This is a genomic window from Pseudomonas sp. GL_090, from assembly GCF_057837765.1.
Map to the genome: position 1 here is coordinate 5540790 of NZ_CM174452.1, position 14200 is coordinate 5554989.

14 protein-coding genes are annotated in these 14200 nt (G+C 59.7%); 7 read left to right on the top strand and 7 right to left on the bottom strand.

The window, feature by feature from the left end; all coding sequences use genetic code 11:
* The first annotated feature begins 104 nt into the window (after positions 1–104).
* Positions 105–473 (top strand): PilZ domain-containing protein, encoded by a 369-nt coding sequence (locus tag AC3ITA_RS25015; RefSeq protein WP_095942049.1) that lies wholly within the window; start codon positions 105–107, stop codon positions 471–473.
* Positions 474–601: 128 nt separating this feature from the next.
* Here AC3ITA_RS25015 and radA read toward each other — a convergent pair whose 3' ends face one another.
* Positions 602–1969 (bottom strand): DNA repair protein RadA, encoded by a 1368-nt coding sequence (gene radA, locus AC3ITA_RS25020; RefSeq protein WP_008004292.1) that lies wholly within the window; start codon positions 1967–1969, stop codon positions 602–604.
* Positions 1970–2568: 599 nt separating this feature from the next.
* On the opposite strand from radA, the gene mscL reads away from it, so the two are divergent.
* On the top strand, positions 2569–2982 hold the full coding sequence (gene mscL / locus AC3ITA_RS25025; RefSeq protein ID WP_489278629.1) for a large-conductance mechanosensitive channel protein MscL: 414 nt from the start codon (positions 2569–2571) through the stop codon (positions 2980–2982).
* A 42-nt stretch (positions 2983–3024) separates the two neighbouring features.
* On the opposite strand, the gene AC3ITA_RS25030 is transcribed toward mscL, so the two are convergent.
* A complete protein-coding gene (locus AC3ITA_RS25030) occupies positions 3025–3801 on the bottom strand; it encodes a ferredoxin--NADP reductase (protein WP_095942047.1) in 777 nt (258 codons plus the stop codon).
* A gap of 304 nt (positions 3802–4105) precedes the next feature.
* On the opposite strand from AC3ITA_RS25030, the gene AC3ITA_RS25035 reads away from it, so the two are divergent.
* Positions 4106–4819 (top strand): autoinducer binding domain-containing protein, encoded by a 714-nt coding sequence (locus AC3ITA_RS25035; protein ID WP_095942046.1) that lies wholly within the window; start codon positions 4106–4108, stop codon positions 4817–4819.
* Between the two features lie 175 nt (positions 4820–4994).
* Positions 4995–6119, top strand: a complete 1125-nt coding sequence (locus AC3ITA_RS25040) for a methyltransferase (RefSeq protein WP_095942045.1) — start codon at positions 4995–4997, stop codon at positions 6117–6119.
* Positions 6120–6181: 62 nt separating this feature from the next.
* Here the strand turns inward: AC3ITA_RS25040 and AC3ITA_RS25045 are convergent, their stop codons facing one another.
* From AC3ITA_RS25045 to AC3ITA_RS25055, 3 genes are all read right to left on the bottom strand, one after another.
* Entirely contained in the window at positions 6182–6349 is a 168-nt protein-coding gene (locus tag AC3ITA_RS25045; protein WP_095942044.1) for a DUF2474 domain-containing protein, read from the bottom strand.
* An 88-nt stretch (positions 6350–6437) separates the two neighbouring features.
* Positions 6438–7445 carry a cytochrome d ubiquinol oxidase subunit II gene (gene cydB, locus AC3ITA_RS25050; protein WP_056728750.1) on the bottom strand — a complete coding sequence of 336 codons (1008 nt, stop codon included), beginning with the start codon at positions 7443–7445 and terminating at the stop codon, positions 6438–6440.
* A 3-nt stretch (positions 7446–7448) separates the two neighbouring features.
* Positions 7449–8885, bottom strand: coding sequence for a cytochrome ubiquinol oxidase subunit I (locus tag AC3ITA_RS25055; protein ID WP_095942043.1), 1437 nt, complete (start codon positions 8883–8885; stop codon positions 7449–7451).
* A gap of 395 nt (positions 8886–9280) precedes the next feature.
* Here AC3ITA_RS25055 and AC3ITA_RS25060 point away from each other — a divergent pair, with 395 nt between their 5' ends.
* Positions 9281–10531, top strand: a complete 1251-nt coding sequence (locus AC3ITA_RS25060) for an MFS transporter (protein WP_489278631.1) — start codon at positions 9281–9283, stop codon at positions 10529–10531.
* Positions 10532–10536: 5 nt separating this feature from the next.
* On the opposite strand, the gene AC3ITA_RS25065 is transcribed toward AC3ITA_RS25060, so the two are convergent.
* Positions 10537–11088 (bottom strand): DJ-1 family glyoxalase III, encoded by a 552-nt coding sequence (locus tag AC3ITA_RS25065; RefSeq protein WP_095942041.1) that lies wholly within the window; start codon positions 11086–11088, stop codon positions 10537–10539.
* Between the two features lie 68 nt (positions 11089–11156).
* Positions 11157–11603 (bottom strand): DUF4879 domain-containing protein, encoded by a 447-nt coding sequence (locus tag AC3ITA_RS25070; RefSeq protein ID WP_150672705.1) that lies wholly within the window; start codon positions 11601–11603, stop codon positions 11157–11159.
* Between the two features lie 221 nt (positions 11604–11824).
* Between AC3ITA_RS25070 and AC3ITA_RS25075 the strand changes: the two genes are divergently transcribed.
* The gene (locus AC3ITA_RS25075; protein ID WP_008050771.1) at positions 11825–13120 is read left to right on the top strand and encodes an NCS2 family permease; all 1296 of its coding nucleotides are present in this window, start codon (positions 11825–11827) and stop codon (positions 13118–13120) included.
* On the top strand, positions 13117–14196 hold the full coding sequence (trmA, locus tag AC3ITA_RS25080; RefSeq protein WP_095942039.1) for a tRNA (uridine(54)-C5)-methyltransferase TrmA: 1080 nt from the start codon (positions 13117–13119) through the stop codon (positions 14194–14196). The genes AC3ITA_RS25075 and trmA overlap by 4 nt, the downstream gene beginning before the upstream one ends.
* Positions 14197–14200: the final 4 nt, after the last annotated feature.

The following is a 14200-nucleotide window of genomic DNA, read 5'->3' on the forward strand; positions in this document are numbered from 1 at the left end:
TGACGGCAAAGACCATACCCCGACATTGGTCTAGACACCTGCACGCGCTGGCAGCCTCTGATCATGCGGGTCTATAGTCAGCGTACATTTCCGAGGATCGCGCCATGAGCGAGCACCCTGCCGAACGTCGCCGCTTCAAACGTATTGCGTTCGATGCCCGAACCGAGCTGAGTCAGGGCGAGTCCACTTGGACGGTGAAGTTGATTGATCTGTCGCTAAAGGGCTTGCTGATCGAGCGACCCGATCCGTGGCGGAGCAATCCGCAGCAGGATTTCCTGGTCGACATTCATCTGAGCGAAGAGGCCGACATCACCATGGATGTGCAACTGGCCCACGACGACCATGGTCAACTCGGGTTTGTCTGCCTGCACATCAGCCTGGAGTCCATCGAGCGCCTGCGGCGATTGATCGAGCTCAACCTGGCGGATGAGGCTGAGCTCGAGCGAGAGCTGGGCGCCCTGATCGAAATCTAGCCATCATCGGATTCCCCTGTAGGAGCGAGCCTGCTCGCGATTGCAATCTGACAGTCACATTACTGCTGGCTGACACACCGAAATCGCGAGCAGGCTCACTCCTACAGGGTTTGTGTTTCGTCTGTTAGTCACTCGAATAGCGCGTCCAGTGCCTGCTCCAGACGCGTGACAGCAATGATCTGCAACCCCGCCGGCGCCTCCTTCGGCGCATTGCCCTTGGGCACGATGGCCCGCTTGAAGCCGTGCTTGGCAGCTTCTTTCAAGCGTTCCTGACCGCTCGGCACCGGGCGCACCTCGCCGGAAAGTCCGACCTCTCCGAATACCAGCAGATCGTGGGGTAACGGCCGGTTGCGCAAACTGGACATCACCGCCGCCATCAACGCCAGGTCGGACGCCGTTTCCAGCACCTTGACCCCGCCGACCACGTTGAGAAACACGTCCTGGTCATGGGTCGGAATGCCGCCGTGACGGTGCAGCACCGCCAGCAACATCGCCAGCCGGTTCTGATCCAGCCCCAGTGTGACCCGACGGGGGTTGGCCAGGTGACTGTCGTCCACCAGCGCCTGTACCTCCACCAGCATCGGCCGCGTGCCTTCCCAGGTTGCCATCACTACGCTACCCGGGACTTCTTCCTGGGCACGGGTCAGAAAAATCGCCGAAGGGTTGGAGACTTCTTTAAGGCCCTTGTCGGTCATGCCGAACACGCCCAGTTCATTGACTGCACCGAAACGGTTCTTCACCGCTCGCAGCAGGCGCAGGCGCCCGTCGGACTCGCCTTCGAAATACAGCACGGTATCGACCATGTGCTCCAGCACCCGAGGGCCAGCCAGCGCGCCTTCCTTGGTGACGTGGCCCACCAGGAAAATCGCCGTGCCGCTCTGTTTGGCATAACGCACCAGCAACGCCGCGCTTTCTCGAACCTGGGATACACCGCCCGGTGCCGATTGCAGTTGCTCGGTAAAGATCGTCTGGATCGAGTCGATCACCATCACCTTGGGCTTTTCCTGACGGGCCGTGGCGATGATGGCTTCGATGCAGGTTTCAGTCATGACCCGCAGTTGATCCTGAGGCAACCCCAGGCGCCGCGCACGCATGGCCACTTGCTGCTGGGATTCCTCACCGGTGACGTACAGCGCCGGCATGCTCTTGGCGAGGTTGCACAAGGTTTGCAACAGAATGGTCGACTTGCCAATGCCGGGGTCGCCACCGATCAGCACCACCGAGCCATCCACCAGACCGCCCCCCAGAACCCGGTCGAGCTCGCTGGAAGCGGTGGAGAAGCGTGGAATTTCTTCGACGCTGACTTCGGCCAGGGTCTTGATCTGCGCCTGCTGGCCGGCCCAGCCGGTACGACCGCTGGGGGCGGCTGCCCCGCCGCTTTCCACCATGGTTTCGGTGAGCGTGTTCCAGGCCCCGCACTCACCGCACTGGCCGGCCCATTTGGGGAAGGTTGAGCCGCACTCGGTGCAGCCGTACATGCGCTTGGCCTTGGCCATCGGAACTCCCGGAAAAAAAACGCGATGATAGCTCAGCTGAAGCGCACGAGTGCAGCCAGATACTTCTCAACCCTTTTTGATGACTTCAAATACCCCCAACAAAAACATGTATATTGATATTCACCCACCAAACAAAACCTTGTATAAGTTTTCCGCTCAACATAACCAACAAACTCCAAAGACATGCCTGACTGAAACCCTGAAAACTTATACAAACTTTGTTCATTTACATACTTAATGCACAACTCCGAAAACACGTACACACAGCACAGTGATTAATTCAGGGAAACTCGGCACCTGTTAGACACCCCAAAAAATTAACGAAACAGTTCATGTCGCTACAACTGCCTGACCAACTTTAACGTCCCCGACCGCAACCTTGGCTCGCTCACACAAACAAAGCCATTTCGCTGAAAAAACATCGCATGCAAAACACTGCGCAAGGCCTGACTGCCCACAGACGGGATCAATCGGTGAATTTTTCGACACCATCCGCTGGCGATTGCAGGCAAGCACGGCAGGCCCGTTGATTCGAGCAAAATGCGACTTGCTGATTTACACTGCGTTCATCAACCTCATCTGTAACAAGGAAATAACCTATGGGCGTGCTAAATGAGTTCAAGGCCTTCGCGGTCAAAGGCAACGTGGTCGACATGGCTGTCGGCATCATCATCGGCGCGGCCTTCGGCAAGATCGTCACCTCGTTAGTCGGTGACCTGGTCATGCCTCCCATCGGGATGCTGATCGGTGGCGTGGACTTCAGTGATCTGGCCATAACGCTCAAGGCAGCGGAGGGCGCCGCTCCGGCGGTGGTGCTGGCCTATGGCAAATTCATCCAGACCATCATCGACTTTGTCATTGTCGCCTTCGCGATCTTCATGGGCGTCAAGGCCATTAACCGCCTGAAGCGCGAAGAGGCCGTGGCCCCTAGCCTGCCGCCGGTTCCAACCAAGGAAGAAGAGTTGCTGGGCGAAATCCGCGACTTGCTCAAGGCCCAGAACAACCGGCCTTGACGGCATTAGCAAAAAAACGGCGCCTACGAGGCGCCGTTTTTCTTACCAGAAGTTTTCCACCGCCACCTGACCGGGCCGCCGGCTGAGGCTCAAGTGCATGTCCCGCTGCTTAAGCAGCTTGCGCGTGTCATCGATCATCTGCGGATTGCCGCACAGCATGACCCGTGAGTGCTCGGGCGTCAGCGCAACACCCGCGGTGCGCTCCAGCTCGCCGTTCTCAATCAGCGTGGTAATCCGCCCGTTCAACGAGCCGGGATGCCGTTCACGAGTGACCGTGGTGATCAACCGCAGTTTATGGGCGTACTCCGCCAGATACTCACGCTTGGCCAGCCCAGCGATCAGCTCCTGATAAGCCAGTTCCCGGGCTTCGCGAACGCTGTAGACCAGGATGATCCGCTCGAATCGCTCCCAGACTTCGAAATCCTGAAGTATCGACAGGAACGGCGCGATGCCCGTGCCTGTGGATAACAACCACAGATCGCGCCCATCGACAAACCGGTCCAGCGTCAGGTAACCGAAGGCCTGGCGGTCGACCAGCAATGCATCATCAACCCCTAGCCGACTCAGCTCGCTGGTGAACTCACCGCCCGGTACGACAATGGAAAAGAACTCGAGGAACTCGTCAAAGGGCGAGGACACCATGGAGTAGGCGCGCCATACCGTGCTGCCGTCAGCCTTGGTGACGCCCAGCCGGGCAAACTGCCCCGCCCGAAAACGAAACCCTGCATCCCGGGTGGCACGCAAGGTAAACAGGTTCGGGGTCAGCGGATGAACCTCGAACAAGGTCTGACGGGTAAATTTTTCTTCACTGACGGACATGGAAGGCTCCAATCGAAAGACACCCCAGTGTCCCGCAAAGAAAGCAGCGTAACCACCGACAAATTGTAGTGGTATTAACAAGCACTACTGATCGTTTATTAGATGCGGCATACAACCATGATTATAAAATGACATATGGCATTTCATAACTCATCTATCGCCTAAGAACCTGAACCACACTTTTTCAACAGCCAAAAGAACAAAATTGTCGAACCCCTAGCGTAGGAACTGTCCTACACTTCGTGACGTGTCGGATTTCGGATCCAATATTGCACAAGGACAACAAGCATATGGAGATCACCGTATGGAGATCTGGAAAGAGTCACAGCTCAAACACTTGGCGCACACGCAAGAGATCAATACGGCCTATCGAATCGCGCTCAACTTCGCTAGAAACCTTGGGTATAAATTTTGTGGCTTTTCAATTACTTCGAACTCAGTCGGGGCCCGCGCCAGTTCAGTGAACCTGAACAATTTTCCCCATGAGTGGAACGATCAATATGAAAAAAACAACGCTACGCAAATAGACCCGATAGTAGCGCATTGCAATCACTCAACATTGCCTGTTCTCTGGAGTGAAGAGCTTTTTGCCAGGACGCCATGGCTATGGCAGTTGCTGCGGCAACAAGGTTTGCAGCATGGCTGGTCCCAGGCGGTACACGATGAGGAAACCGGTCTGTGCAGTATCCTCAGCCTGGCCAGAAGCCACTGCCCGATTTCAGCCTATGAGTTGTACGAGCATCTTGGGTTCTCGGTGTTCATCAGCCGCCATTTGCACGCTCTGGCGCTCGGGATGCAACCGAAAAAAACGGTCCGCCCCCAAGCGCCCCCCTTGTCACGACGGGAACTCGAAGTATTGAAACTGTCGGCCGATGGCAAGACGGCCTATGAAATTGCCAGGATCCTCAATTTGAGTGAGCGCACGGTCAATTTTCATGTGCACAGGGCTATCGAGAAGTTCGGCGTCAACAACAAGATTGCGGCAGTCATCGCCGCGGCCCGGTCCGGAGCCATCTGAGAGCGCCCGACTGCGGGAAAACCCGCGGGTAATCCAGGCAAAAAAAACGTACCATTTGCGGTCCCTCCTGAGTGATGGCGTGTAGACCTTCACGACGCAGTACACTCGGACGGCTCCGCCCGCTCCAACGCCTTCGGGCAGCGGGACATCCGTTGATTACCCAGAGCCCCGCCCCATGCCATTGCTCGAAACACCCTTCGCCAGCCTTGACCTGATCCGCCAGCCCGAACAGCAGAACGAACCGCTGCAAGCTTTCGATGCAGCCGATGAATACCTGCTCAATCATCTGGCCGAACAGCAGCCGGCATCGGGCACCCGGGTATTGGTGCTCAATGACAGTTTCGGCGCATTGGCGGCCAGCCTCGCGGGCAAGGTGCGGGTGGTCAGCAGCGGTGATTCGTTCCTGGCCTTGCAGGGTCTGGAAAAGAACCTGGTGCGCAACGGCCTGGCGTTTGATGCGGTGCCGGGCGTACCCGCCAGCGAAACCCCAGCCGGGCCGTTCGACTGCGTACTCATCCGTGTACCGAAAACCCTGGCACTGCTGGAAGAGCAACTGATCCGCCTGCAAGGCCAACTGGCTCCCGGCGCCCAAGTGGTTGCCGCCGCCATGATCAAGCATCTGCCCCGGGCGGCGGGCGACTTGCTGGAGCGTTACATCGGCCCCGTGCAAGCCTCGTTGGCGGTGAAGAAGGCGCGGCTGTTGATTGCCACGGCTCAGGACAAAACGCCAGCGGTGTCGCCTTACCCAACGCGATACAGACTCGACGAACCGGCTATCGAACTGCTCAACCACGCCAATGTGTTTTGCCGCGAAGGCCTGGACATCGGCACCCGGGCATTTTTGCCACACCTGCCGAAAAACCTCGGCTCGGCGCGGGTCGCCGACCTCGGTTGCGGCAACGGCGTCCTGGCCATCGCCAGCGCCCTGCAAAACCCCGAGGCCCACTACACGCTGGTGGACGAGTCGTTCATGGCCGTGCAATCGGCGTCCGAGAACTGGCGCGCAGCCTTGGGTGAACGGGAAGTGATCGTACGCGCCGGTGACGGCCTGGCCGGCCAGGAACCGCAATCGCTTGACGTCGTGCTGTGCAATCCACCGTTTCACCAACAACAGGTGGTGGGCGACTTCCTGGCCTGGCGGATGTTCCAGCAGGCCCGCGAAGCGCTGGTCGTGGGCGGCGCGCTGTACATCGTCGGCAATCGTCACCTGGGTTACCACAGCAAGCTGGCGCGGTTGTTCCGTGGCGTCGAGCAAGTGGCGGCCAATCCGAAATTCGTGATCCTCAAGGCACGCAAGTAACAGAAAAAAAACCCTCCGGTCGGAGGGTCGTAAATCCGTGCCCTGAGGCCACGGGAGAGATGTCAGTGCGTGGTCAGGCCGGCCGCGTTCATGAACAGGCGCATCAGGCTGGCGACGATGAACAGGGCGCCCACGCTGCCGACCCAGATCAAGGCCAACCAGCCGAGCCGCTGCCATAGCGGCTTTTTTTCGGCTTCTTCAATGTCGTGCAGGGTGTGTTTACCGGACATGGCTCATTACTCCGTTTAAGGTGGATGGCGTCTGTGAGGACGCCATCGCGAGCAGGCTCGCTCCTACAAAGGTTCGTGGTGCACAGGACTAGTGATAGCCGTCTTCATGGGTGACCTTGCCGCGGAACACGTAGTAGCTCCAGAAGGTGTAGCCCAGGATGAACGGGATGATGAACAGCGTGCCCACCAGCATGAAGCCCTGGCTTTGCGGCGGCGCGGCGGCATCCCAGATCGAGATCGACGGCGGGATGATGTTCGGCCACAGGCTGATGCCCAATCCGCTGTAACCGAGGAAGATCAGCACCAGGGTCAGCAGGAACGGCGTGTAGTGCGCGTTGCGGGCCACGGCACGGATCAGGCCGTACATCGTCACCAGCACCAGAATCGGCACCGGCATGAACCAGAACAGGTTCGGCATGGTGAACCAGCGAGCGGCGATATCCGTGTGGGCCAACGGGGTCCAGATGCTGACGATGCCGATCACCGCCAGCAGCACGAAAGCCAATGGCCGTGCCAGATCATGCATCTGTTCCTGTAACTTGCCTTCGGTCTTCATGATCAGCCAGGTGCAACCGAGCAAGGCATACGCCACCACCAGCGCCGCACCACAGAACATCGTGAACGGTGTCAGCCAGTCCAGTGAACCACCGGCGAACTGCCGGTTGACCACCGGCAGCCCGTCGATGAACGCGCCAAGCGCAACGCCCTGGAAGAATGTCGCGGTGACCGAGCCACCGATGAACGCCTTGTCCCACAGGTGACGCTTGTCGTCCCTGGCCTTGAAGCGGAACTCGAAGGCCACGCCGCGGAAGATCAGCCCGATCAACATCAGGATCAGCGGCAGGTACAGCGCCGAGAGCACCACCGAATAGGCCAGCGGAAACGCGCCGAACAACGCCGCACCACCCAACACCAGCCAGGTCTCGTTGCCGTCCCACACCGGGGCGACGGTGTTCATCATCACATCGCGATCGGTCTTGCCCGGAATGAACGGGAAGAGAATGCCGATGCCCAGGTCGAAACCGTCCATGACCACGTACATCATGATGCCGAAGATGATGATCACGGCCCAGATCAGCGGAAGATCAATACCCATGATTCAAATCTCCTTGGTCAGGCTGTGATCGGCGTCGGTGTGATCGTCGTCGGCTGCGGAAAACGGCCGGGCCGGCGTGCGTTTCTGGCCGGGGCCACCGTCGTTGGTTTCCTTGCCTTCGTCGGTCTTCGGCCCCTTGCGCACCAGGCGCATCATGTAGCCAAGACCGGCACCAAACAGAGCGAAATAAACCACGACAAACAGGATCAGGGTGATGCTCATCTGCATGAAGCTGTGATTGGACGAGGCATCCGCCGTACGCATCAGGCCATAGACCACCCATGGCTGACGGCCGATTTCCGTGGTGAACCAGCCGGCGAGGATCGCGATCAGGCCGGACGGCCCCATCCACAGCGCCAGGTACAGGAACGGCCGCGAAGTGTAGAGGGTGTCGCGCTTGCGCAGCCACAGGCTCCACAAACCGGTGAAGATCATCAGCATGCCCAGGCCCACCATGATCCGGAACGACCAGAACACGATGGTCGAATTCGGCCGGTCTTCAGGTGGGAACTCCTTGAGTGCCGGCACCTGCTTGTCCAGTGAGTGCGTGAGGATCAGGCTGCCCAGATACGGGATCTCGACGGCGAATCTGGTTTTTTCTTCCTTCATGTCCGGCCAGCCGAACAGGATCAGCGGGGTCGCCTCGTCGCCCTTGTTTTCCCAGTGGCCTTCGATAGCGGCGATTTTCGCCGGCTGATGCTTGAGCGTATTGAGACCGTGGAAATCACCGATGACCGCCTGGATCGGCGCAACGATCAATGCCATCCACATGGCCATCGAGAGCATTTTGCGAATCGCCGGGTTGTCCTTGCCGCGCAGCAAATGCCAGGCCGCGGAAGAACCGACGAAGAAGGCCGTGGCGACGAACGCCGCCGTAGCCATGTGCATCAGGCGATACGGGAACGACGGGTTGAAGATAACCGCCAGCCAGTCGGTGGGTATGACCTGACCGTTGACGATCTCGAAGCCCTGCGGGGTCTGCATCCAGCTATTGGAAGCGAGAATCCAGAACGTGGAGATCAACGTGCCGATGGCCACCATCACGGTGGCGAAGAAGTGCAGGCCACGCCCGACCTTGTTCCAGCCAAACAGCATGACGCCCAGGAACCCGGCTTCGAGGAAGAATGCCGTGAGTACTTCATAGGTCAGCAACGGCCCGGTCACGGAACCGGCGAAGTCCGAGAAACGGCTCCAGTTGGTGCCGAACTGATAGGCCATTACCAGACCGGAAACCACCCCCATGCCGAAGTTGACGGCAAAGATCTTCGACCAGAAATGGTAGAGGTCACGGTAGGTGTCGTTATGGGTTTTCAGCCACAGGCCTTCGAGTACCGCCAGGTAACTCGCCAGGCCGATGGTGATGGCCGGAAACAGGATGTGGAACGAGATGGTGAATGCGAACTGAATTCGGGCGAGATCAAGTGCCTCTAAACCGAACATAAGTCTTCCTCTGTCAGGTAGTACGGCTGCCGGCTTAAGGCCTGCACCCACGGCCCCCACGGATATGGAGTGTGGCGAATCTCTGTTTGTTCTTTTTTTTTGCACGCATCGCAACGCAGGGAGTCTGGCCTTGCGGCCGCCGGATCAAATCCTTTTGTGGGTTTTGACCTGGATCAATCAACGTTGAAAGAGTAGTCCCAATTTCGGGGATGAACCGCGTGGTCTTTTGCCGCGTGACAAGTTGCCTCACGGCTTTTGTCATCCTCAGCAACACATTCCCTGTGGGAACCTGGAGAAAATCGATGTCTGGCTAACTAAAATTTTTGTCACGGCAACTTTCTGTTACAGGTTGGTGATAATCTCGCCGTTCCCCTCTCCCCCAGACTTCCCCGCAGATGCCCAGCCAAGAGCCCTTGCTGTTACGTCACCATCGCCCTTTTCTCGCGTTCTGGCTGGCCCGGGTATTTACCGCCAGCGGCTTCCAGATGCTCACCGTGGCCATCGGCTGGAACCTGTACCAATTGACCGGCAACGTGCTCGACCTGGGTCTGGTCGGCCTGGTCGAGTTCGCCCCGCGTGTACTGTTCATGCTGCACACAGGGCACGTCGCCGACCGCTATGACAGGCGCAAGGTCGCGGCGATCTGCCAGTCTTTGCAGGCATTGATCGCCCTGTCGTTGGCCATCGGCAGCGCGACTGATCATGTCACCCGGGAAATGATCTTTATCCTGGCCTTCCTGCTCGGTGCCGCTCGCTCCTTTGAAATGCCCACCACCCAGGCCCTGCTGCCCAGTATCGTGCCCAGCGCGCTGTTTCCCCGTGCGGTCGCCGCCGCGCAATCGGCCCAGCAATCGGCCACCATCGTCGCCCCGGCCCTCGGCGGTTTGCTCTACGCCTTCGGCAGCGTCTGGGTGTATGGCCCGACGGTACTGCTGTATGTCATCGCCTGTTCGCTGATGCTCAATCTGCCGGCCCGGCAAACCCCGTTGAACAAGGGCAAGGCCACTCTGGATTCGCTTCTGGCGGGCATTCGCTTCATCCGCAGTCGTCCGGACATTCTCGGGGCGATTTCCCTCGATCTGTTTGCGGTGCTATTGGGTGGCGCCACGGCGCTGCTGCCGGTGTTCGCCAAGGACATTCTGCTGACCGGCCCGTGGGGGCTTGGCCTGCTGCGTTCGGCACCGGCGGTGGGCGCGCTGCTGATGTCGCTGTTCCTGGCGCAGTTTGCCGTGGAGCGCAACGTCGGGCGAGTGATGTTCACCGCCGTGGGCATCTTCGGTGTGGCAACCATCGCCTTCGGCCTGTCGACCTCGTTCTGGTTTTCCCTGGCAGTGTTGGTGGTGCTGGGCGCGGCAGACATGATCAGCATGGTGATCCGCGCCTCGTTCGTGCAACTGGAAACCCCGGACGAAATGCGTGGCCGGGTCAGCGCCGTGAATGGTCTGTTCATCGGTGCCTCGAACCAGTTGGGCGAATTCGAATCGGGTCTGACCGCCCACTGGTTCGGCACCGTGCCAGCCGTGGTCATGGGCGGGATCGGCACGCTGGTGGTGACCGGGGTGTGGGTCAAACTGTTCCCGACACTGGCGCGCCGCGATCGCATGCACATGGCTAAAGATGAAGAGACGGAAGAGGCGAAAGTCTAAGCAATCTAAACCAACAACTCCCCCGCCACCGCCGCACGTGTGGGTTTTCCGCAGAGTTGTTCCACCAGCGCCAGGGCAAATGCCAACGCGGCAGCCGAGCCTTGGGCGGTGATGCAGTTGCCATCGACCACTACCGGTTGATCGACGAAGTTACAGCCCAACAGTTGATGGCTGGCCGATGGCAGACAGGTCATGCGTCGTTGACGCAATACGCCAAAGGCCTGCAGCGCCACGGCAGGCGCTTCGGCGATGCCGGCGAACAGACGACCGGCCGCCGCCTGATCCTTGATCAATTGTTGCAGGGGTTGGTGGGCTGCCAGGTGCTGCGAACCCACCGCGCCACCGGGCAAGGCAATCAGGTCGAAGGGTTGCGCCAACAGGTCCACCAGCATCGCATCGGACGTCAGGCGAGTGCCGCGGGCGCAGGTGAGCATGCGTCGCCCTTCGATGCTGGCCACCACCACTTCCACTTTGGCGCGGCGCAGTACGTCTATCAGGGTGACGGTTTGCAGGTCATCGGTACCCTCGGCGAGGGCAATCAAGGCTCTAAAGGTCATCAGGGACTGTCCACGGAATGATCTTTTAAGCGTAGTCAGCTTTCCCGACCCTTGTTCGAGAGCCGTGGTTACTTGATGTAAAGCTGCGTCGACATCGTGTTGCCGGGCGCATTGATCGAGGTGTTGCTGAAGGTCAGCGTTCCTTCCTGCTTGCCCGCCAGATCGAGGGCATACACGTAGCCGACGGTTTTTTCCCCGGGGGTGCAACTGGTCAGGTTGCCGTTCTTGAACGCGCAAACCGGCGTCCGTGTACCGTTCACTTCGAAACCGTCCAGGGCGACATGGGCCTCACGCCCGTAACCCACTTCCAGCACGTACACCATGATGTTCGGGCCATTGTGATCGCAGCGCGTCCGGGCTTGCCCCTCGTCGATATTCTCGACACCACAGGACGGCGACGCGACCTTGAGCACTTTCAATTGCGTCAGCGGTGGAGCCGAGGCCGCCACGGCCGTTTGAGCCCCGAGAAACAACGCCATCCCTACTCCGAAGGCGGCAACCAGACGCTTTTTCATGCAGTACTCATCCCCCCAAAAAACCAGCGCGCAGTATGGCGCACTTGGCTTTGTCGCAAAACATCGACGACGATCACCGCCAAAGCAGCCATATTCCCAAGCTACTGGTATGATGCGCGGCTTTTTCCGGCCCACAGTAATTTCCAGGCGCGTTCTGCTGCCTGTGCTTTGCTGTTGAGGTCGATACATTCACGGCGCCCGGCGCGCCACGGGGAGCAGACATGCTGGAAAGGCTGTTTCAACTCAAGGCACACAACACCAACGTGCGGACCGAGATTCTGGCGGGCGTCACGACCTTCCTGGCCATGGCCTACATTCTGTTCGTCAACCCGAGCATCCTCGGCGAGACCGGCATGGACAAGGGCGCGGTGTTCGTCGCCACCTGCCTGGCCGCCGCCATCGGCTCGACAACCATGGGCCTGATCGCCAACTACCCGATCGCCCTCGCACCGGGCATGGGCCTGAACGCCTTCTTTACCTACACCGTGGTCCTGCACATGGGCCATACCTGGCAAGTGGCGCTGGGCGCGGTGTTCATCTCGGCGGTGTGTTTCTTCCTGCTGTCGATCTTCCGCATCCGTGAATGGATCATCAACAGCATCCCGCTGCCGCTGCGCTCGGCGATTGCCGCCGGCATCGGCCTGTTCCTGGCACTGATCGCCCTGCACAACGCCGGCATCGTGGTCAGCAACCCGGCGACCATGGTCGGCCTCGGTGACCTGAAACAACCGGCCCCGATCCTCGCTACCCTCGGTTTTGCCCTGATCGTCGCCCTCGAAGCCCTTGCCGTGCGCGGTGCGGTGCTGATCGGCATTCTGGTGGTGACCATCATTTCCATCGTGATGGGCTTCACCCCGTTCGGCGGCGTGATGTCGATGCCGCCGTCCCTGGCCCCGACTTTCCTGCAACTGGACATCAAGGGTGCGCTGGACATCGGTCTGGTCAGCGTGATCTTCGCCTTCCTGTTCGTCGATCTGTTCGACAACTCCGGCACTCTGATCGGTGTGGCGAAGCGCGCCGGTCTGATGCGCAAAGACGGCCACATGCCGAAAATGGGCCGCGCGCTGATCGCCGACAGCACCGCCGCCATGGCCGGTTCCCTGCTGGGCACTTCGACCACCACCAGCTACATCGAATCCGCCGCCGGCGTGAGTGCCGGTGGCCGCACCGGCCTGACCGCCATCGTAGTGGCGTTCCTGTTCCTGCTGGCGCTGTTCTTCTCGCCCCTGGCCGCCAGCGTTCCGGCCTTCGCCACCGCACCGGCACTGCTGTTCGTCGCCGTGCTGATGACATCCGGCCTGGCCGAAATAGACTGGGACGACATTACCGTCGCCGCGCCGGTGGTGATCACCGCGCTGGCAATGCCGTTCACTTACTCCATCGCCAATGGCATCGCCTTCGGTTTCATTTCCTGGACCGCCATCAAGCTGATGTCCGGTCGCGGCCGTGAACTGAACCCGGCGCTGGTGATCCTGTCGATTCTGTTCGTGATCAAGCTGGGTTGGTTCAACGCATGACTTTTGATTCCCAGGCCTACGCCGTTCAGCTCGAAGAAAAGGTCACGCGTCTGCGTGACCTGCTGGCTCCGTTCGATGCACCGGAGCCAGCCGTTTTCGATTCGCCACTGAAAAACTTCCGCCTGCGCGCCGAGTTCCGCCTGTGGCGCGAGGCCGGCGAGCGTCACTACGCGATGTTTTCCCAGGAAGACAAACGCACGCCAATCCTGATCGAAGAGTTCCCGATTGCCAGCCTGCGCATCAACCAGTTGATGCCGCAGCTGAAGGCAGCATGGCAAGCCAGTGCGCCCCTGAGCCACAAGTTGTTCCAGGTGGAGTTCCTGACCACTCTGGCCGGCGACGCGATGATCACCCTGTGCTATCACCGCCCGCTGGACGAGCACTGGCATGCGGCGGCGTCGAAACTGGCAGCCGAGCTGAACGTCAGCATCATCGGCCGCTCCAAGGGCAAACGCGAAGTTATCGGTCACGATTATGTGGTCGAGAAGCTGGAAGTCGGCGGTCGCACCTTCAGCTATCGCCAACCTGAAGGCGCGTTCACCCAGCCCAACGGCACGGTGAACCAGAAGATGCTCAACTGGGCATACGATGCGCTTGGCGATCGCTCCGATGATTTGCTGGAGCTGTATTGCGGCAACGGCAACTTCACCCTGCCCCTCGCCACCCGCGTGCGCAAGGTGCTGGCCACCGAAATCAGCAAGACCTCGGTCAACGCGGCGCTGAGCAATCTCAGCGAAAACGCTGTGGATAACGTCACCCTGGTGCGCTTGTCCGCCGAAGAGCTGACCGAAGCCCTGAACGAGGTGCGTCCGTTCCGTCGCCTGCACGGCATTGACCTCAAGAGCTACGAGTTTGGTAGCGTGTTCGTCGATCCGCCCCGCGCCGGCATGGACCCGGACACCTGCGAGCTGACCCGACGCTTCGACAACATCCTGTACATCTCCTGCAATCCGGAGACCCTGGCAGCCAACATCGCCCAACTGCACGACACCCACCGCATCTCCCGATGCGCGATGTTCGACCAGTTCCCGTGGACCCATCACATGGAATCCGGGGTGATGCTGACTCGGCGTTGATTGC